We start from the raw sequence: 19,261 nt of genomic DNA, 5'->3' as shown, positions 1-19,261 counted from the left end.
TGTGGAAACACATGTAGAGCTTAGAAGCGGATAAGCGCACTACCCCACGCAAAACCAGCACCAAAGGCCTCGAGCAGCAGGAGTTGCCCACGCTGAATACGGCCATCACGCACGGCTTCATCTAATGCGATAGGCACAGAGGCCGCCGAGGTATTACCGTGTTTAGCTAAGGTCAATACGACTTTATCGAGACTCATATCGAGCTTTTTCGCGGTGGCATTAATAATACGGAAATTAGCTTGATGTGGGACTAACCAGTCAATTTCTGACTTATCGATATTGTTAATGCGCAAGGTCTCTGTCACAACATGGGATAATTGAGTCACAGCCACTTTAAAGACATCGTTACCTTTCATGGTCATAAAGCCGACCGCTTCAGAGGTTTCGCCTTTACGTGGTGGAAATGCGCATTTCAATAAGTCGCCTTGGCGACCATCGGCATAAATGTGGGTCGAAATGATCCCTGGCGTTTCAGATGCGCCAATCACAACGGCGCCCGCACCATCACCAAATAAAATAATGGTTGAACGATCTTCTGGCTCACATAGTCGAGACAGCACATCGGCACCAATCACTAATACTTTTTTAGCCGCGCCCGTTTTTACAAATTGATCGGCGACAGATAAAGCATAAACAAAGCCTGAGCAAGCCGCAGCGATGTCAAATGCTGGAATGGTATGCACGCCAAGCATGGCTTGGATTTCACATGCCGCTGCTGGAAAAGCATTGGGGGCACTGGTGGTGCCGCAAACGATCATGTCTAAATCTGATGCTTCTATGCCAGCCATTTCCAGCGCTTTGAGTGCCGCTTGGTAGCCCATAGTTGAAACGGTTTCATCGAAGGCCGCGATGCGACGTTCTGATATACCTGTACGTTCAACAATCCATTGGTCACTGGTTTCCACCATTTGTTCCAAATCTTGATTGCTACGCACCTGCACTGGCAGATAACTACCAGTTCCGAGAATTTTTGTATGCATAAGGAGGGATCAGTTATTTATATCTAAAAGAATCGACTCCAAACGATCTTTTATCATTTCAGGGAGTCGACGTTGAGCTTCCGTTACTGCCAAACTAATTGCTTGTAAATAGGCAGTTTCATCCGCGTTTCCATGGCTTTTTACAACTATTCCGCGCAATCCTATCAGACTTGCACCGTTATAGTGGTCGGGGTTCATCTGACTAAGGACCGCCTGAATACGTGGGGCGATAAGTTTAGCCAGAAAACGAACAAATAAACCTTGGGTTAGTCCCCGTTTTAACTGATGTACCAATAATTTGGCAATGCCTTCGGAGGTTTTAAGCGTGATGTTACCCACAAAGCCATCACAAACAATGACATCCACATTACCGGAGTAGATTTCATCCCCTTCGATAAAACCCGTGTAATTGATTTGTTCTGTGTGTTGCAGTAACTGCGCCGCTTGCTGAACTTGATCGTTACCTTTAATCTCTTCAATGCCCACATTGAGCAAAGCGACTTTTGGCCGAGATTTCTTATCTACCGCTTCGCACAGGACTGAGCCCATCACAGCAAATTGAAATAAGGTTTCCGAGTCACAGGAAATATTCGCGCCTAAATCCAACAAATAAACAGGTTTCTGCGTTACGGCAGGTAAACAACTCACTAAGGCGGGACGGTCAACGCCAGGTAAAGTCTTCAGCAATACTTTCGCCATTGCCATTAACGCACCTGTGTTACCGGCACTCACACACGCTTGCGCGCGGTCGTCACGCACTAACTCAATCGCCAATCGCATGGAACTGTTTTTACGTGTACGCAAAGCATGCACAGGTCGATCGGACATACTAACGACTTCATCGGTATGAATGATTTCTATGCGTGAAAGTAGATTTGCTTCGGTTTGACGTAGATAGACATCAATTTCAGTCTTGTCACCGACTAAAATGATTTTAAGAAAAGAATGTAATTTTAGTGCCCGCAAGGCTGCAGGCACCGTGACGTGGGGGCCATGATCACCACCCATTGCATCTAACGCAAGCGTCAGATTCGTCATTAGGAAACCAACAAATTACTTGTTGATTACCTTTTTACCGCGATAGAAGCCATCTGCAGTCACATTGTGACGCATATGGATTTCACCGCTGGTAGCGTCTACAGACAGCTGAGCAGTGCTCAGTGCGTCATGTGAACGGCGCATTCCGCGCTTTGAACGTGATTTTTTGTTCTGTTGTACAGCCATTGGCCTGTCTCCTAGATTACTTGCTCTTCAGTTTTTCTAACACTGCAAACGGATTTGGACGCTCCTCTTGAGCGGGTTCGATCTCGCCTACAACCATGTCTTTAGATCCCGCACTGCAATCAATTTCTTGATGCATTGGGATTATCGGCATAGCGACTATCAATTCATCTTCGATCAATTGATGTAGACGCACTTCGCCAATTTCATTGCACTCAATTGGGTCATACGCATCCGGGAGCTCATCGATTTCTGCCTTAGTCCGGCATGGACCGAAGCAAAACTCGACCGTAACCTCAGTGGTAAATAGTGTCATGCAACGTTGACATATCAGAGTGAGCTCCGTCACAGCCTTCCCTTTCAGGTAGACTATCCCCTGTAAATCTACGCCACATTCAAGCGACACTGCCACATCGGAACAGTCGCCGGCACATAACTCATTTAATCTTTTCAATTGCTGCCCAGGCACTATCCCCTGATAAGAGGAGCAGCTCGAGGCGGCGCGGATAGGATCAATTGAAACCGGTATCTTTACTGTTTGCATAAGGCGCGCATATTATAGTTTGAAAACGCTAGAGTCAAAGAAAAATTACTAACTTAAGTCCCAGTTTGCGACTTAAGCCTTTCTCCAGCCCCAACATTGAAATTGACGGAAGCGAAATATTACCCAAGCACGAGGTCGCATACAAGCATAAGCCGACTAAAATAGCCGCATTCGCTGAAAAGAAACCGTAAAAGACAAAATTCTTGCACTCTCTCGCGCAGATTGGTCACAATATGAGTCACTCTTTTGCGGATACCCCATTATGCCAACCCGATTGATATTAGCTTCGACCTCTGTATACCGACAATCTTTACTGCAGAAACTCGGTCTTCCCTTCGAATGCTGTAATCCTGATATTGACGAAACAGCGTATATCGATGAATCGGCCCATGCCTTAGTGCTTCGATTAGCCCAAGCAAAAGCCGTCGCAGGTGCAGAACAATTCCCCGAGGGGCTGATTATTGGCTCCGATCAAGTTGCCGTCATTGATGGCAAGATTATTGGTAAGCCACATCATTTTGACAATGCCGTCGCGCAGCTCACCCAAGCCTCTGGTAAAACCATCACCTTTTATACGGGTCTTGCACTTTACAACGCCGAAACGGGCGCCATGGCCGCCGAGGTTGAACCCTTTACGGTTCATTTCAGGCATCTTAGCCATGCACAGATTGTCGCCTACATAGAAAAAGAACAGCCCTACTACTGCGCGGGCAGTTTTAAGAGTGAAGGCTTAGGCATAGCGTTATTTACCGAGCTTGAAGGTCGCGATCCGAATACCTTAGTTGGCTTACCACTGATATTACTGACAGAAATGCTGTTGGCCCAAGGTGTAGACGTTCTCGCTTAACCGGCTTACACGTTAGCTTATTCGTTTACTGAGGTTTTGCTCAGCGTGCTCTGTCTATTAAATCGATTAAGCGCACCCCAAAATGCCGAGCAGCAGATTCGTTTCATTGACGGAAAAGATGGGACGTAAATAAAGGTAACCAGCAAGTACTCATGCCTAGCGGCATGTATTGCCGCTTCAGCACTAAATAGCAATGCTAGAGGTATTGCAGCAATTGCGCAGGTGAATCAATCAAGGCAATAGGTTTCGCCCGCAGCAGCGTTTCGGCACTGTGAGCGCCATAGGTCACACCAACGCTATCAATACCTGCATTGGCCGCCATGGTTAAATCCAGCAGAGAATCACCCACCATTAAAGCTCTGCTCGGTGCAATATTCAATTCTTTCAGTAAGCTTGAGATCATTTCAGGATGGGGTTTACTGTGCACTTCATCGGCGCAGCGTGACGCAACAAAGTATCGACCTAAGCCCGTTTGCTCAAAAACGCGATCAAGTCCCGCACGGGCCTTACCGGTTGCAACGGCTAATTGATAACCTTGAGTATGTAACTCGTCAATTAAAAGGGGCGCTTGTGCAAAGAGCGGTGTTGGCGTGGCGTCTAAATGCAAATATTGCGCTTTAAACTCGGCGCGCATCTGCTGATATTGATCATCTTTGCCTTGACCAAATGCATTTTTAGGATGTTGAGGCTGAGAATATACAGAAGAAGCGCTGAGATTGAGTCCCTGAGGAAACAGGACTCGCAGCGCTTCTGTCATAGAAAGACCGATAATATCGCGAATATCGCTTTCGCTTGGGATAGGTAACTGCAATGCCCTAGCCATATTTTCAATACAAGTGATAATTTTACCGATGGAATCCATCAGAGTGCCATCCCAATCGAAAATCACTAAATCGTATTGCTTTATCTTCATCCTTGAAACCTATCCCTGTTAATTACGCACGCTTTAACTTATCGAGTAATTGCGACAAATTTTCATCTAAAGGCGCAGAGACCCGCATCACTTCATCATTTTCTGGATGAATAAACATCAACTCAGCCGCATGTAAAAAGAGTCGAGTTAAGCCTAATGAACGCATGCTGTCATCAAACCCTTGCTCGCTGTATTTATCATCACAGGCGATAGGATGACCCGCAAATTGGCAATGCACCCGAATTTGGTGAGTCCGCCCAGTGACAGGGCTTGCCTTCACAAGCGTACAACCTTGGTAACGCTGCATAATTTTAAAGCGCGTTTCTGAAGGTTTCCCTTCCGCATTAACACGTACAATGCGTTCACCGGATTTTAGGGTGATTTTTAATAAAGGCTGTTTAACGGCTTTATCTTGTGCTGACCATTCACCTTTCACTAAAGCCAAATAGTCTTTCTGCATCTTTTTATATCGAAGCTGATCATGCAGATGTTTAAGCGCACTACGTTTTTTCGCCACCAACAACACACCCGAAGTATCTTTATCGAGACGATGTACTAACTCTAAAAACTTCTGTTGAGGGCGCAGCGAACGCAGGGCTTCAATCACACCGTAATCGACACCACTACCGCCATGCACAGCAATGCCTGCAGGTTTATTCAACACGATCAAATGATTGTCTTCGTGCAGAATACGGTCTTCGAGTTGCGAAACTTTGCTTAAGTTCGCCGATGGCGCGGTACGATTATCTGGCTCTGCCACTCGGACAGGCGGAATACGTACTATGTCACCAATCTGCAACTTATACTCGGGTTTGATGCGTTTCTTATTTACTCGAACTTCGCCCTTGCGGACAATCCGATAGATCATGCTTTTCGGCACGCCCTTCAGCTTGGTCATTAAGTAGTTATCGATACGCTGTTCGAAGTGATCTTCATCAATCGTGATCAACTGAACCTGTTGTGGGGTGGATTCTATATTCATGATGCGCCATCTAATTATAACGGTCGCCATTGTACAACAACTGAGAAGAATTGTGCCTTTCCATTGCTGAATTTTTTGATTATTGCTATATTTCACCAGCGATTAGGGATAAGCCGTGAATAAAGTGTTCACAACGCCCTGATCCCAAGCGGAAAATTTAACGGATAAAAAAACACTTTCCTGATAGCAAGTCATTGATTTGCAAATCGTATAATAAGTAAAAATACCACAAATGCGTTTTTTACGATTAAATCGAGAAAGTCGCCTTACTTTAATAAGGTTTACCCTAGATTTTCCTCCCCGATTTCGAAGGATATTTTAACTTGTCGTCAGACAAACCGATTCGACTTGGGCATTACCGGAAAGAAACTAAAGAATTTATGGGGTTGGTTGATGTTTTACAACGAATTCCTTGTTTTTGTAATCATTAAAAAATAAGCCATAAATAGGATGCGACACGCAGCGACTGCGTCTAACAGCAATGCGCACCTCTTGCCTAGCCACCAGCCGTGAGGCTCAGTTGACCTACTGCTAGGCCCGTAATGCAGCGAAGCGCGATGTTTGATGACCTCTATTTAAAGAAGAATGACGTCATCATGAAACGTATGTTAATCAATGCAACTCAATCAGAAGAGTTGCGTGTTGCCCTTGTTGATGGGCAACAACTTTATGATCTAGATATTGAAAGTCCAGGTCATGAGCAAAAAAAATCAAACATTTACAAAGGTAAAATTACCCGCGTAGAACCGTCTTTAGAAGCCGCTTTCGTTGACTACGGTGCTGATCGTCACGGCTTTTTACCACTAAAAGAAATCGCCAGAGAATATTTCCCGAAAGGGTATTCATTTCAAGGTCGCCCAAATATCAAAGAAGTGGTCAGTGAAGGACAGGAAGTTATTGTCCAAATTGACAAAGAAGAACGCGGCAATAAAGGCGCAGCCTTAACGACCTTCATCAGCCTTGCAGGCTCTTACTTAGTATTAATGCCAAACAACCCACGTGCAGGCGGGATTTCTCGTCGCATCGAAGGTGATGAGCGTACTGAGTTAAAAGAAGCAATGGCCGATTTAGAAGTGCCAGCGGGCATGGGGCTTATCGTTCGTACTGCCGGTGTAGGCAAAGAATCAGCCGAATTAAAGTGGGACTTAAAAGTTCTGCAACACCACTGGGCTGCTATCACCGAAGCTTCACAAGTTAAAGGCGCTCCTTTCTTAATTCATCAAGAAAGCAACGTGATTGTGCGCGCTATTCGTGACTATTTACGTCGTGATGTAGGCGAGATCCTCATCGACCACCCACGTATTTACGAAGAAGCTAAGCAACATATCGCCTTAGTTCGCCCAGATTTCGTCGAGCGCGTAAAACTTTACGAAGCCGAAGTGCCATTATTTACTCACTTCCAAATTGAATCGCAAATCGAATCCGCTTTCCAACGCGAAGTGCGTCTGCCATCTGGTGGGTCGATTGTTATCGACCCAACGGAAGCCTTAACCTCAATCGATATCAACTCTGCCCGTGCCACTAAAGGCGGCGATATTGAAGAGACTGCGCTGAACACTAACCTTGAAGCCGCCGATGAAATTGCCCGTCAATTACGTCTACGTGACTTAGGTGGATTAGTGGTGATCGACTTTATCGATATGACGCCTGTGCGCCATCAGCGTGAAGTTGAAAACCGCTTACGTGATGCAGTTCACCACGACCGTGCCCGTGTGCAATTAGGCCGTATTTCTCGTTTCGGTTTGATGGAAATGTCGCGTCAACGTCTACGCCCATCACTCGAAGAATCAGCGGCACACATCTGCCCTCGCTGTCATGGCCAAGGCACAATTCGCAGTACTGAGTCTTTAGCACTGTCGATTTTACGTTTGATGGAAGAAGAAGCCATCAAAGAAAACACCTCGCAAATCGAAGCCATTGTACCTGTCGATGTGGCGGCATTCTTGTTAAACGAGAAACGCAAAGCCATTCGCATCACAGAGCAACGTCACGATGTCGAAGTATATGTGATACCTGATGCGCACATGATGACGCCAGATTATCGCGTGATCCGTCACCGTAGTGATGATGAAATCAGCGAATCGAGCTATAAGCGTATCGAACAGCCTGAAGCTAAATTGTATGAGCCACGTAAACTGGAACGTACCGCAGCGCCTATTCCGGCATTAAAAGGGTTTGCCGCGCCACAGAAAGTGGAACAAGCCCCATCACCAACGGTGAAAGTTGAAGCGCCACAACCAGGTTTCTTCAGCAAGCTTGTGAGTGCAATCAGTGCTATGTTTGCACCAAGCGAAAAAGCAGAACCCGTAAAAGTTGTTGAAACTAAAACAACCGATACCAGTGCAGCTAACGCTAACCGCCGTAACCGTCGCAACGATACTCGCCGCCCACGTAATGCCCAAGATGCCGACAAAGCAAAAGAAGGCACTCGTGAGCCACGCAGCCGTAATTCGAAAAAACCGGCCGATGCAGCGGTAAATACAAGCGCTCAAGAACGTCCTGTTCGTGAGAAAGAAGAAACTAAACGTCCAGCGCGATCCGAACCTAAGCCACGTGTACAAGCACCAAAAGACGTGGTTGCTGACGTAGAAGCCGATGCACCTAAGCAAGAAGTCGCCCGTGAACGTCGTCAACGTCGTAACATGCGCCGTAAGGTGCGTATCGATAATGGCCATAACACGCCAGATAATGCTATTCCAATTGCACCAGAAGATGCCGCTGAAGTATTAGCTGAGATTGCTGCCGTTAACGCCGCGGCGGCGAGCACTATCAGTGTTGACACTAAAACTGAAGTTGTCCAAGCACCAACTGAAACAAAAGCACCAAGAACACGTCGTCAGCCTCGTAAAGAAACGGCACCTGTTCAAGAAGCGCCAGAAAATATTGCAGTAGAAGAAAAAGCGATAATTTCTACAGAAACTGAAGCCCCAGCAGTTGAGCCAGTGATAACAGCTGAACAAACTGAAGTGGTTACAGCTGATGTTACAGCACCTATGGATGCGATATCGCAAGATAACGACGCAATTGATACTGAAAGCGAAACTGCTGATGATCAAGCAAAACGCGAGCAAAGAGATGGTCAACGTCGTAGCCGTCGAAGCCCGCGTCACCTTCGTGCAGCGGGTCAACGCCGTCGTCGCGACGAAGATGACCAAGGTACATCAACGCCAGCGCAATTCATCCCTAACGATGAATTGGGTGCTGACCAAGAGTATCCAAGCGAAGTCGCCAGTGTCCGTGTAGAAGCGCCAGTTGTTGCGACTAAAACAGATGCAGTGACTGAAACTCAAGTAACTGCTAAGTCCGTTGAAGTAGAAACAGCACAAGCTAGCGAAGCACCTGTTGTTGAAGCTCCTGCAGTCGTTAAAGCTGAGGCGAAAGTTGAAACGCCAGCAAGTGACGTTGCATCAGTCGAAACTCAGCAAGTTGAGACTAAAGCCACTGAAGCGGATGCGCCAAAAACGGTTGAAGTGAAAATTGACGTTGCACCAGTCGTTGAAGCTCCAGTAGCCAGCGTTGCAGTAGAAACCGAAGTGGGTAACGCCCCTGTAGTTGAAAGCCCAGCGGTTACACCAGCTGCGGCTAAAGTTGAAGTGGCTAAGACTGAAACTGCTGTAGAGCCAAGCGTTGCACCAAGTGTTGAAGTTAAAGAAGCGATTAAAGCTGCAGCCTCTGCTCCAATGGCAAAACCTGCTGCTATCGCTAAGCCTCAAGCAACAGTGCAAGTGGCCCCAACGACAGTGAATCCGCAAATCACTGACGCCCTTGTAGTCAACAAGCCGAAAGCCGCAAGCCGTTTTGGTTCTATGGTGTCTTCGGATATGACCAAGCCTGTAGTTGAAGTGAGAGAGCAAGTGGCAGTGCCTAAAGGACGCGAGTATGAGAATACTGCAACCGAAGAGCCTACCGCCAAAATTAAACTCACTAACGGTGCTGAGTCGGATATGGCTCGTCCATAACCACTTTAGTTAGTCAGAAAAGCCATGCGATTGCGTGGCTTTTTTATTTCTATCGTAAAACTCACACTATATTTAAGGTTTAGCTCAATCCATTTTTTTGTTAGTATTCGCGCCTTATTTTTATCCACACAACAACTTAATAACAGAGGTTCAATGTTTGATCTCATTCGCCACAAAACGTCTAGCCATAAAGCCGATGTGCTTTCAGGGCTAACAGTTGCACTTGCGCTTATTCCTGAAGCGGTCGCATTTGCCTTTGTCGCCCATGTAGAGCCTATGGTTGGACTTTATGCCGCCTTTATTATGGGGCTAATAACGGCACTGATTGGTGGCCGTCCTGGAATGATTTCGGGTGCGACGGGCGCTATGGCCGTTGTCATGGTGTCTTTGGTCGTTGAGCACGGTGTCCAATATTTATTTGCTGCCGTGGTCTTAGCGGGACTTATCCAGATCTCTGCTGGCGTGTGTAAACTCGGTAAATTCATTCGCATAGTGCCCTATCCCGTCATGATTGGCTTTGTGAATGGTCTAGCGATTGTAATTTTCCTCGCCCAGTTAGGTCAGTTTAAAGTTAAGGATGCCAGCGGAAATCTAGTCTGGCTGCCCCAAGAACCATTAATGTTGATGTTAGGTTTAGTGGCTCTGACGATGGCCATTATTTATTTTCTGCCTAAGATCACCACAGCAGTCCCTTCATCATTAGCCGCAATCCTCACTGTGACGGCACTTGTCGTAGGACTCGATCTGGATACTCGTAACGTACTCGATTTCCTCAAAACCATGAGTGGTAACGACAATGCGACCATAGCAGGTTCATTACCTAGCTTTGCGATTCCCTCTGTGCCTTTTAATCTTGAAACCTTATATATCATCCTGCCCTATTCCTGCATCTTGGCGGCAGTCGGTCTTATCGAATCTCTGCTAACGCTGACTGTGATAGATGAGATGACCAATACCCGTGGCCGCAGCAACAAAGAATGCGTCGGCCAAGGCCTTGGAAACATCACCAGCGGTTTCTTCGGCGCTATGGGTGGTTGTGCCATGATAGGTCAATCTATGATTAACATTAACTCGGGTGGACGCGGCCGATTATCAGGAATTACAGCTGCAGTCGCCCTGCTTGCCTTTATCTTATTTGGCGCTTCATTTATTGAGATTATTCCACTTGCGGCGCTGGTTGGAGTGATGTTTATCGTTGTGCTCGGCACCTTTGAATGGGCAAGCTTTAAGTTTATGGGCAAGGTCCCGAAACACGATGCCTTCGTTATCGTGCTAGTGACAACGGTAACCGTATTTACCGATCTAGCATTTGCGGTATTTGTCGGTGTCATCGTTTCAGCCTTAGTCTTTGCCTGGGAACATGCCAAGCATATCAATGTGACTGAAGAGCAGAACAATCAAGGCTGGAAAGTCTACAAACTCAATGGTCCATTGTTTTTCGGCTCAATCGCAAACTTCCTCGAATTATTTGACCCAGCAAAAGATCCTCAAGATGTGGTTATCGACTTTAAGAACTCTCGAGTTGCCGATCACTCCGCATTAGAAGCAATAGACACGCTCGCTGAGCGTTATGGCAATGCTGGTAAGAAGTTACACTTGATCCACTTGAGCGCTGACTGTAAAGCCCTACTGTATAAAGCGGGAAATCTTGTCGAAGTGAATCAACTCGATGATCCTCACTATAAAGTGGCCGATGATAAGCTGGATTCATAATCTAATTTTCAACAATAAGTGCTAGCTTATATATGAAATACCAAAGCCTGAATCGCAATGTTCAGGCTTTTTTATTATCGCTAATCATTTAACGGTAAAGCTGTTTTATATCAATAAGTAACTCCTCATCCCCTCAGTTCTAACACGTCTAAACTTAGTCATGACGAGATTTATAGTTATGCATTCACCTATGCGGACCTACACCAACAGACTCCAAAGCAGTCATAATGCCCCTGCTAATCCATGCAACGAGAATATGATGGGATAAATGCGTTATCGGCCTAGAATTGAGGTTACGCTTACACTGAATACAGTATCGAGAATACAGTATCGAGAATACAGTATCGAGAGGTGTAATAGTGTTTAATGCAACTGATGCAAAACATGGAGGATGAATCGAAAGAGCTTTATTGAAGTTTAACTCTCTAGAAATGATCTGTCTTAGAGATAAAGAGAAAATCTGAAAGTAGGTGCTAACAACTATTACGGTAAGCTAAGATGCCAGTTGAGCAAACTAAGCTCATTAATCTAGCGACTATTTATATAACTTTTAACGGAGAAGACTACACAATCTAGAAGACCAACTAACCTACAAAAGAATGTTAAATTTCACACAAATAAAAAGAGCCATGAAATAAACCATAGCCCTTTAATCCATTGCTATCAGCTCTAGGCTAACAGCACTGAAAATTAACCAATGATAGTTACGTTTTCAGCTTGTGGACCTTTTTGACCTTGAGTCACAGTGAAAGACACTTTTTGGCCTTCATCAAGAGTTTTGAAACCGTCAGAGTTGATCGCACGGAAATGTACGAATACGTCTGGACCAGATTCTTGCTCAATGAATCCGAAACCTTTGTCAGAGTTGAACCACTTAACAACACCAGTAACTTGAGACATGATATAAATCCTGTAAATAAAAAATTAAAGCCTTAACGGCGGTGGAGCTGGAAAATGCCGGTATTACTTATGTTTACAGGACGAACTGGTCGTATTGAACACATAAATATAAGCCCAACCTTCAAGCTGATAAGACTATAAACCATTCTAAAGATAAGTCAACACACTGCGACACTTTGGATTATTTATTTTGCCTAAATCTACTTTGCGGTTTTGCAACCGGCTAGCAGAACATTCAGTTCATGCTGCTTAGCATTTACAGTTAAACACTTTAAATAATTTATTTCAATAGCTTAATCTATTCACTTATCTTGAAATGCGATGCACTTCAATTTGGAAATCCAATTCACAGCTTAGTCCTTGCAGAGCAAATGCTTGCTTTTGCGCATCGGTAAACTTCCAAGCGTAAGGCGTCATTTCTAAAAAATGAGCAATGTGATCACTTTTTGTCAGTTCAAGCTGAGAAATTAAGCGTTCCTGATGCAGGCACTCAAAACCAGCAATATACGCAGCAGATACAGGATGCAATCTAGGTTCTGCATAAATTTGTTGCTTCAAAGCGAAGTGATGCGAAGGTCCGGGAGAGACTGTTATCAAGATACCACCATCGGCCATAATGCGTTGTAACTCTTCAACTTTGGAAGGTGCATAAATGCGAATGGCAAGATCGACACTTTGAGAGGCGATGGGCATCTCATAGGCACTTGCCACACAAAATGCTAAATTGGGGTAGCGTTTAGCCGCATATTTAATTGCTGACTTAGAAATATCTATGCCTTGTAAATCACAATCATGGTGCTGACTCAACACATTGAATAAACGCTGGCTGTAGTACCCTTCCCCACAGCCTATATCAAGGATCTGTTTTGCATCAGCACTAAACTCGATCGCGAGTTCATTCACTTTATCACTCAAGCCTTGATAATACCCTTCGTTTAAAAATTCACGCCGAGCAAACATCATCTGCTTGTTATCACCAGGATCTATTGAGTTTTTCTTCTGTACGGGCAATAAGTTGACATAACCCTCTTTAGCCATGTCAAACTTATGTTGCTGTGGACAACCCCAAGTGCGGTCCGTTAACGTCAGCGGCGCGGAACACAGGGGACATAAATAGTGCATAGTGGACTCTTATCTTTAACTAAATTTGGGCAAGAAAGGTTTACGTTTCGTCTTCCATTAATCGGTCAACCATCTGGATCAGTTCAGGTGGCGCAAGTAACTCATAACACTCTAATTTTCTTAATAACTTGTCTGTGTTATCAGCATCATTAGCGGCGCGACTATAATTGGGACGCTCAAACATATGGGTATAGGTTCTAAATAACCACTGCTGTTTCTGAAGTAACAAGGGATCGAGCCTTAATACCTCATCGGCAAGGCTAGCCTGACATTGACCAAGTTCCCCACGTAAAAAAGCTTGTAATTCTAACCTAACTTGCTCAATTTCGGTCATGTAAATGGCGAGGGATTCAGATGATGCGGCATAATCGTATTGCCTTGCTAACAGAGCTTTAGCGACCATTAGCGCTTTAGGTTCATGCAAAACACGTAAATCGGCTTCTAAAGGTACTAACTCAAACTTTGAATCCGCTTGTAAAGCAAACGTTAAGCAATTATTTACGACTGAATTATCTTCATCTAAACCATTAGTCATGTCTAAGGTAAAAGATACGCCCCGTCTCAATTCTGCCGCGCAAAATTTTGCAGCAGTGCCCATTCGCGTATAGAGCCGAAAACCTTGCCCAAGACTTCGAGTGATCGGTGTATTAAAGGCCTGTGCAGTTTGCGGTAACGATTCAACTTTAAGACCCATAAACGGTTGAAAACGAATCGCAATATTTTGTGGGGTTCCAGCTTCAGCAATAACGATAACCTCTAGTAAAGGCGCACTGAACGCCTGTAACACAATAAAATCACTGATATCGTCGGGTAACCGCAACGTGAGTATCGACGCTTTTTCGGCATCAAGCACCATAGGCTCATTTAAAAATTGATGATACATAAGACATTATTCCCCTGTTCAGCCGCGATTGTACCTTTGAATCTGAATGAAGATCACCAATTAAGTCTTTATATTCTCAAGATAATGACTTAATTACCTTAATGATGTAAATGTTCATTCGGGGAGTTTCGGTGTTAAGATGTTATTATTCGACAAACTGTCATTTGAATTTAATTATGTCTAACCATTCCCAGCCAAGCATATTTTGGCACGACTACGAAACCTTCGGGGCTAACCCGGCGAAAGACAGACCCTCGCAATTTGCCGGTATTCGCACGGATTTAGATCTCAATATTATCGGCGAGCCTGAGACATTTTATTGCAAGCAAGCCCCTGATTATTTGCCGTCACCAGAAGCGATATTGATCACAGGGATCACTCCGCAGTTAGCCAATTTAAAAGGCATCCCTGAAACTGAGTTTATGGGGCGTATTCAAGCACTGTTTAGCCAGCCAAACACCTGTGTCGCGGGCTACAACTCACTGCGTTTTGATGATGAAGTGACTCGTTATGGCTTTTATAGAAACTTTATCGATCCCTATGCCCGTGAATGGCAAAATGGCAACTCTCGTTGGGATATCATTGATTTAGTACGCGCGTGTTACGCATTTAGACCCGAAGGGATCAATTGGCCAACCAAGGAAGATGGATCTCCTAGTTTTAAGCTAGAACATTTGACCCAAGCGAATGGTTTAAGCCATGAGAAAGCCCATGATGCCATGTCTGATGTGTATGCAACCATCGCTATGGCAAAACTCATTCGCGAGAAACAGCCTAAGTTATATCAGTACTATTTTGACCTGCGCCGTAAACAAGCGGTGAGCGATCAAATCGATGTGCTCAATATGCAGCCGTTAGTACACGTGAGCTCTAAGATCAGTGCGCGCAATGGTTGTACGACGTTGATTTCCCCCGTGGCGCACCATCCAACCAATAAAAATGCCGTTATTTGCGTTAATTTAGCCATGGATTTAACGCCACTCTTTGAGCTAGATATCGAGCAAATTAAAACGCGTATGTATACGCCAAGAGCCGATCTTGCCGAAGACGAATTACCGATCGCGGTAAAACAAATTCATTTAAATAAGTGCCCTTTTATCACTTCGGCTAAAATCCTCAGCGATGAACATGCCGCTCGTTTAGGCATAGATAAAGAATTTGCCAGAGAGCAATATAAACGCCTTAAACTTCACCCAGAACTACGTGAAAAACTGGCGCTCTTATTTGAGCACGATGACAGCAGAGCGACCACAGATCCCGATTTGATGCTCTATTCAGGTGGTTTCTTTAGCCAAGCTGATAAAGCGAAAATGGAAATCATCCGCCATACCCTACCGCAAAATCTAGCGGCGTTAGACTTGCAGTTTGATGATCCACGTATCCCTGAAATGCTGTTTCGTTACCGTGCCCGTAATTACCCTGAACTACTCGATTACGAAGAGTCGCAGCGCTGGCGTGAATTCTGTCAAAGTCGCTTAGCCGATCAAGACTACGTACTTAAATTAGAAAATCTGCTGCAAGATACGCAAGCGGATGAGACTAAGCAGAAGTTACTGGCTGCCCTTTGCCATTATTTGCGTGAACTTTAAGTTTGAACAATTCAAGCTTAAGTCTTTTATTTAATAGTCTTAAGCTTGTTTATATTCATGAATAGACTCACTCTATTAGGCGCATAACTTAAATTGTTTACTATCGAACACACACATTTGCAGCGTATAAACGCGAGCTAACTCGCATTTATGCTGTAACAAAATTACTAGAATGTTCTTCCATGAACTTAACAAATAAGGAATCGGGAAATGCAAGATAGATTCATTCGTAGCATAACCCAACTGCCAACGCCGTTAGCCGATGCTCTCATTCCGATGTTGCACCAGAATTTTGCTGGACACTTAGATGCGCAGCAACTTGCCACACTCACAAGTGCAAGCAAGATGACCGAAGCAGAAGTGTTACTGGCACTGCTGCCGATAGCTGCTGCACTGGCGAAACCGCCTATCAGTGAGTTTTATGTCGGTGCGATTGCCAAAGGCAAAAGTGGCGATATCTACATGGGTGCCAACTTAGAATTACCCGGTGAAGCGCTGTTTCATTCTGTCCATGCAGAACAAAGTGCGATCAGCCATGCATGGCTCAGCGGTGAAAGCCAAATTGTTGATATCATAGTCAATGCCAGCCCTTGCGGCCATTGCCGTCAATTTATGAATGAGCTGGTTGAAGGAAGTAAGATCAGCATTCATCTACCCGCACAGGAAAGCCATCCACTGGCTTATTATTTACCCTATGCCTTTGGCCCAAAAGACTTAAATGTCACTTCGCCTTTAATGGCGAAGCAACAAACTGAATTTGCTTTAGATAGTGCCGATCCTATGATCATCGAAGGTTTAGATCATGCTGGTTTAAGTTACGCGCCTTACACTCAGAGTTTTGCTGCCGTGGTTTTAGAAACACGCGATGGCGCAACCTATTGTGGTCGCTATGCAGAGAACGCGGCATTCAATCCTTCTATGCTGCCGATGCAGATGGCCTTGTCAAATCTCGTTCGCCATAATCGTGAATTTAGCGATATCAGCCGTGCGGTGTTGATTGAATCATCTCAAGGAAAAATCAGTTTAGTCGGCGCGACTATGGATGCACTCCATACCGTTGCCGCCATCGAACTTGAGCACATAGTCATAGATCCCGTGTAACGTCTGCTTCAAGATGCCAACGGCGAAATACGTTAATGCGTATTTCGCCGTTGGAACACTCGATTAATACTTCAACATCAAGTTATAAAGCGCTAATGCTGACGCCAAAGTAGCTGTATTGAACTTTAATGCCTAACACCCAGTCCTCGAACGTTACGCCTAGTGTTCAAACCTAACTGCCAGTACTCAAACATACCCTTCTAGTACTTAAACGTAACGCTGAGTATTCAAATGTGAAAGCTAACTCGGCATAAATGGTTAACCTCAGCACAATTATGCAAGGCTACTCACTATCCAGAGTTCTATTTACGCCACTTCTTCTCGCCTGAAGCTCAGCTTTACGCTGTGCCATTCTGGCAAAACAAGCTTGCCGCTCCACATTTGACATAGCGCGCCAGGCTAAAATCTCATCGAGATGCCTAAAGCAACCTAAGCAAATATCTTGCTGATCTAAACAACAATTGCGTATACAGGGATTGGCATTAGGATCATTCTGACCAGACGGCATATTCATTGCCACAGGGTTCAGTGAAGTGGAATCGGCGACCACCGGGGAAACTAAAGATGTCTGCCGTGATTGCGCCGCCAGCGGCCACGACAGCCGTCAGAGTCAATTCTAAGTTCTGGCTGTAGATCACTATCAGCGGGCAGCCTTTTGCGAGGGTAAAATCCACCTCGGCTTGATAGAAGCCACCTGTGATCCCGACATCCATAAAGCAGCTGTATTCAGGACCGTAATCGACATAGGTCCAGCCAAATACCTGGCTAAAAAAGGCCTTAGAACTCGCAATATCGCGGCTCGGGATTTCCAAATAATTGATGCTGTGTTGAAGGTTCATAGACTTCCTTGCTATTTAATGAGGAACAAAATGATGGGCACAAAATGCATGAATAAAAAATGGGAGCCAAAGCCCCCATTCCATTCGCGGCTTTAACTCAGGTTAACCTTGGATTAAGGCTGCGACAAGTCCAATCAGACCACCAAACACCCCGCCCCAGATCACTAACCAACCTAAATGCGTTTGGATCATGTCCTGAACGATTTGTTTCACCATTTGCGGTGTCAGCTCGTTTAACCTTTGTTCCACTATATTGGCAATTTTAGTTTGCAGATCGGCCATCACATTTGGCTGTTCGATTTCTTGTTTCAACAGCTCGTGGAATGCATCACTTTGCGCCATTTCAACTAAAGAGGCTTTCATCTTCACAATAAACGGCTCTTTTAGCGGTAATAACGCATCCGTACCGCCGAACATAGACAACATGCCGCCAAAGGAAGATTGCGCGACTGTACTAATTAAGGCATCGAAAGAAGGCGCTAAATCGACCTTCTCAATCACGGGGGCCAAGTCTATTTTACTCAGCCCTTCTTTTTCAGACAGAAATCGGTCGATATTTTCTGTGGTAAAAAACTGCTTCATCATCAGATGAGCAATGCCCGCCTTAAACTCTTCGAAACGAGAAGGCACGACTCCCGAGCCATAGAGTCCGGGGACTTTCTCAAACAACATATAAACCGCAACCCAATTGGTAATCGCACCCGATAAGGCAAACAATCCGACATTCAGGACAATTGCCGAATGCATCAGGTAACCGACAACCACCAAAGCAGCCGCCAATAAATTTGTTACTAAACTCTTATTCAATCTCGTATCCCCTAAGGTGGCATCGATAAGATGCAAAACTGGCCTATATTAACAAGTTAACGGGAGTCAGGTCTAACACTCAAACCACAGTAAGCGAACCCATTTTCAAATCTGTTTTCAGTACTAAGTCTTGGCGCGACAAGCTGCATCCAGCTCATCGCTAAAGCCGCAACATCACAGAGCCGCTAACGGCCGACTGGCCTATGCTAAATAAGTGAATTTCCTTGTATAACATTAAGTTAATTTAATGCTCGTAAAGCTCAAAATGCATAAATTTTAATTTACTGCCTGTGAATTATCAACTGGCCTCAACTACACTCAATTTGGGTCAGAAACCCGAAATAGGGTTTCCAAATGCAAGCTCAGAATTCAGAGCTTAAACACAAGCCTTAAATACGGGCCTTAAACACAGCCACTGAACATCGGCTCAAATACAAAAGTTAACCACAATAAATTAGGGATGCGCTTATGGAATCGGCTTTTAACACTGCAGGGGAGTTAAGTTGGCATGAACTCACAACCAATAATACCGAAGAGGCCATGCGCTTCTATGCTGAAATTTTTGGCTGGCATTTTAAAACCGTTAAATTGCCTCACGGTCACTATCACATTATTGAAAACGAGGGGATCAGCATTGGCGGAATTACCGACAGTTTAATCCCCACCCTTCCCTCACATTGGACAGGCTATATTACGGTTAACGATGTGGATCAAGTGGCTATCAGTGCCAAAAAACTCGGCGGTGACATTCTGTTTGGCCCTGAAGACATTCCGGAGGTGGGCCGTTTTTGTTGGATAAAAGACCCACAGGGCGCCATTATTGCGGCCATTAGCTATTTAAAACGCTGATGTAAAAACTGA

The 19,261-nt window shown here is 44.9% G+C and carries 18 protein-coding genes; 6 read left to right on the top strand and 12 right to left on the bottom strand.

Annotated features, from left to right (window positions below; genetic code table 11):
- Positions 1–20: 20 nt before the first annotated feature.
- From Q4Q46_RS07085 to yceD, 4 genes are read right to left on the bottom strand one after another with little or no spacing between them, the layout of a single operon-like run.
- Positions 21–980, bottom strand: a complete 960-nt coding sequence (locus Q4Q46_RS07085) for a beta-ketoacyl-ACP synthase III (RefSeq protein WP_311905585.1) — start codon at positions 978–980, stop codon at positions 21–23.
- A 9-nt stretch (positions 981–989) separates the two neighbouring features.
- A complete protein-coding gene (gene plsX / locus Q4Q46_RS07080; protein WP_220592683.1) occupies positions 990–2,018 on the bottom strand; it encodes a phosphate acyltransferase PlsX in 1,029 nt (342 codons plus the stop codon).
- Positions 2,019–2,033: 15 nt separating this feature from the next.
- Complete coding sequence (gene rpmF / locus Q4Q46_RS07075; protein ID WP_006081226.1) at positions 2,034–2,204, bottom strand: 50S ribosomal protein L32; 171 nt, start codon at positions 2,202–2,204, stop codon at positions 2,034–2,036.
- Positions 2,205–2,220: 16 nt separating this feature from the next.
- Complete coding sequence (yceD, locus tag Q4Q46_RS07070; RefSeq protein WP_106650215.1) at positions 2,221–2,745, bottom strand: 23S rRNA accumulation protein YceD; 525 nt, start codon at positions 2,743–2,745, stop codon at positions 2,221–2,223.
- A gap of 262 nt (positions 2,746–3,007) precedes the next feature.
- Here yceD and Q4Q46_RS07065 point away from each other — a divergent pair, with 262 nt between their 5' ends.
- Positions 3,008–3,592 carry a Maf family protein gene (locus tag Q4Q46_RS07065; RefSeq protein WP_311905584.1) on the top strand — a complete coding sequence of 195 codons (585 nt, stop codon included), beginning with the start codon at positions 3,008–3,010 and terminating at the stop codon, positions 3,590–3,592.
- A gap of 196 nt (positions 3,593–3,788) precedes the next feature.
- On the opposite strand, the gene Q4Q46_RS07060 is transcribed toward Q4Q46_RS07065, so the two are convergent.
- Both Q4Q46_RS07060 and rluC read right to left on the bottom strand, forming a co-directional pair.
- On the bottom strand, positions 3,789–4,505 hold the full coding sequence (locus Q4Q46_RS07060; protein ID WP_311901073.1) for an HAD family hydrolase: 717 nt from the start codon (positions 4,503–4,505) through the stop codon (positions 3,789–3,791).
- Positions 4,506–4,527: 22 nt separating this feature from the next.
- The gene (gene rluC, locus Q4Q46_RS07055; RefSeq protein ID WP_049821723.1) at positions 4,528–5,487 is read right to left on the bottom strand and encodes a 23S rRNA pseudouridine(955/2504/2580) synthase RluC; all 960 of its coding nucleotides are present in this window, start codon (positions 5,485–5,487) and stop codon (positions 4,528–4,530) included.
- A gap of 542 nt (positions 5,488–6,029) precedes the next feature.
- On the opposite strand from rluC, the gene rne reads away from it, so the two are divergent.
- Positions 6,030–9,446, top strand: coding sequence for a ribonuclease E (gene rne / locus Q4Q46_RS07050; protein WP_311901076.1), 3,417 nt, complete (start codon positions 6,030–6,032; stop codon positions 9,444–9,446).
- 153 nt (positions 9,447–9,599) lie between these two features.
- Positions 9,600–11,159, top strand: coding sequence for a SulP family inorganic anion transporter (locus Q4Q46_RS07045; RefSeq protein ID WP_311905583.1), 1,560 nt, complete (start codon positions 9,600–9,602; stop codon positions 11,157–11,159).
- A 690-nt stretch (positions 11,160–11,849) separates the two neighbouring features.
- On the opposite strand, the gene Q4Q46_RS07040 is transcribed toward Q4Q46_RS07045, so the two are convergent.
- The 3 genes from Q4Q46_RS07040 to Q4Q46_RS07030 all read right to left on the bottom strand — a co-directional run bounded on the left by Q4Q46_RS07040 (position 11,850) and on the right by Q4Q46_RS07030 (position 14,064).
- On the bottom strand, positions 11,850–12,059 hold the full coding sequence (locus Q4Q46_RS07040; protein ID WP_011789734.1) for a cold-shock protein: 210 nt from the start codon (positions 12,057–12,059) through the stop codon (positions 11,850–11,852).
- 306 nt (positions 12,060–12,365) lie between these two features.
- Positions 12,366–13,181 (bottom strand): 23S rRNA (guanine(745)-N(1))-methyltransferase, encoded by an 816-nt coding sequence (gene rlmA, locus Q4Q46_RS07035; protein ID WP_311905582.1) that lies wholly within the window; start codon positions 13,179–13,181, stop codon positions 12,366–12,368.
- 40 nt (positions 13,182–13,221) lie between these two features.
- Positions 13,222–14,064 carry a hypothetical protein gene (locus tag Q4Q46_RS07030; RefSeq protein WP_220776141.1) on the bottom strand — a complete coding sequence of 281 codons (843 nt, stop codon included), beginning with the start codon at positions 14,062–14,064 and terminating at the stop codon, positions 13,222–13,224.
- Positions 14,065–14,240: 176 nt separating this feature from the next.
- On the opposite strand from Q4Q46_RS07030, the gene sbcB reads away from it, so the two are divergent.
- Positions 14,241–15,653 carry an exodeoxyribonuclease I gene (sbcB, locus tag Q4Q46_RS07025; RefSeq protein ID WP_259566653.1) on the top strand — a complete coding sequence of 471 codons (1,413 nt, stop codon included), beginning with the start codon at positions 14,241–14,243 and terminating at the stop codon, positions 15,651–15,653.
- Between the two features lie 210 nt (positions 15,654–15,863).
- Positions 15,864–16,754, top strand: coding sequence for a cytidine deaminase (gene cdd, locus Q4Q46_RS07020; protein ID WP_006087443.1), 891 nt, complete (start codon positions 15,864–15,866; stop codon positions 16,752–16,754).
- Positions 16,755–17,037: 283 nt separating this feature from the next.
- On the opposite strand, the gene Q4Q46_RS07015 is transcribed toward cdd, so the two are convergent.
- From Q4Q46_RS07015 to Q4Q46_RS07005, 3 genes are all read right to left on the bottom strand, one after another.
- Complete coding sequence (locus Q4Q46_RS07015; RefSeq protein ID WP_311905581.1) at positions 17,038–17,268, bottom strand: DUF1289 domain-containing protein; 231 nt, start codon at positions 17,266–17,268, stop codon at positions 17,038–17,040.
- The gene (locus Q4Q46_RS07010; RefSeq protein ID WP_107404793.1) at positions 17,243–17,593 is read right to left on the bottom strand and encodes a VOC family protein; all 351 of its coding nucleotides are present in this window, start codon (positions 17,591–17,593) and stop codon (positions 17,243–17,245) included. The genes Q4Q46_RS07015 and Q4Q46_RS07010 overlap by 26 nt, the downstream gene beginning before the upstream one ends.
- 102 nt (positions 17,594–17,695) lie before the next feature.
- The gene (locus Q4Q46_RS07005) at positions 17,696–18,400 is read right to left on the bottom strand and encodes a DUF445 domain-containing protein (protein WP_037391578.1); all 705 of its coding nucleotides are present in this window, start codon (positions 18,398–18,400) and stop codon (positions 17,696–17,698) included.
- 468 nt (positions 18,401–18,868) lie between these two features.
- Here Q4Q46_RS07005 and Q4Q46_RS07000 point away from each other — a divergent pair, with 468 nt between their 5' ends.
- Complete coding sequence (locus Q4Q46_RS07000) at positions 18,869–19,249, top strand: VOC family protein (RefSeq protein WP_012196877.1); 381 nt, start codon at positions 18,869–18,871, stop codon at positions 19,247–19,249.
- Positions 19,250–19,261 lie beyond the last annotated feature (12 nt).

It is taken from the genome of Shewanella vaxholmensis (assembly GCF_031932135.1).
Lineage (GTDB): Bacteria > Pseudomonadota > Gammaproteobacteria > Enterobacterales > Shewanellaceae > Shewanella > Shewanella hafniensis.
Note: the sequence above shows the minus strand (reverse complement) of the source record. Positions and strands in the feature narration are given on the sequence as shown.

Excerpts from the sequence above, each read along its gene's own strand:
- Q4Q46_RS07085 (WP_311905585.1), bottom strand. The coding sequence starts at position 980 with ATGCATACAAAAATTCTCGGAACTGGTAGTTATCTGCCAGTGCAGGTG.
- plsX (WP_220592683.1), bottom strand. The coding sequence starts at position 2,018 with ATGACGAATCTGACGCTTGCGTTAGATGCAATGGGTGGTGATCATGGC.
- rpmF (WP_006081226.1), bottom strand. The coding sequence starts at position 2,204 with ATGGCTGTACAACAGAACAAAAAATCACGTTCAAAGCGCGGAATGCGC.
- yceD (WP_106650215.1), bottom strand. The coding sequence starts at position 2,745 with ATGCAAACAGTAAAGATACCGGTTTCAATTGATCCTATCCGCGCCGCC.
- Q4Q46_RS07065 (WP_311905584.1), top strand. The coding sequence starts at position 3,008 with ATGCCAACCCGATTGATATTAGCTTCGACCTCTGTATACCGACAATCT.
- Q4Q46_RS07060 (WP_311901073.1), bottom strand. The coding sequence starts at position 4,505 with ATGAAGATAAAGCAATACGATTTAGTGATTTTCGATTGGGATGGCACT.
- rluC (WP_049821723.1), bottom strand. The coding sequence starts at position 5,487 with ATGAATATAGAATCCACCCCACAACAGGTTCAGTTGATCACGATTGAT.
- rne (WP_311901076.1), top strand. The coding sequence starts at position 6,030 with ATGCAGCGAAGCGCGATGTTTGATGACCTCTATTTAAAGAAGAATGAC.
- Q4Q46_RS07045 (WP_311905583.1), top strand. The coding sequence starts at position 9,600 with ATGTTTGATCTCATTCGCCACAAAACGTCTAGCCATAAAGCCGATGTG.
- Q4Q46_RS07040 (WP_011789734.1), bottom strand. The coding sequence starts at position 12,059 with ATGTCTCAAGTTACTGGTGTTGTTAAGTGGTTCAACTCTGACAAAGGT.
- rlmA (WP_311905582.1), bottom strand. The coding sequence starts at position 13,181 with ATGCACTATTTATGTCCCCTGTGTTCCGCGCCGCTGACGTTAACGGAC.
- Q4Q46_RS07030 (WP_220776141.1), bottom strand. The coding sequence starts at position 14,064 with ATGTATCATCAATTTTTAAATGAGCCTATGGTGCTTGATGCCGAAAAA.
- sbcB (WP_259566653.1), top strand. The coding sequence starts at position 14,241 with ATGTCTAACCATTCCCAGCCAAGCATATTTTGGCACGACTACGAAACC.
- cdd (WP_006087443.1), top strand. The coding sequence starts at position 15,864 with ATGCAAGATAGATTCATTCGTAGCATAACCCAACTGCCAACGCCGTTA.
- Q4Q46_RS07015 (WP_311905581.1), bottom strand. The coding sequence starts at position 17,268 with ATGAATATGCCGTCTGGTCAGAATGATCCTAATGCCAATCCCTGTATA.
- Q4Q46_RS07010 (WP_107404793.1), bottom strand. The coding sequence starts at position 17,593 with ATGAACCTTCAACACAGCATCAATTATTTGGAAATCCCGAGCCGCGAT.
- Q4Q46_RS07000 (WP_012196877.1), top strand. The coding sequence starts at position 18,869 with ATGGAATCGGCTTTTAACACTGCAGGGGAGTTAAGTTGGCATGAACTC.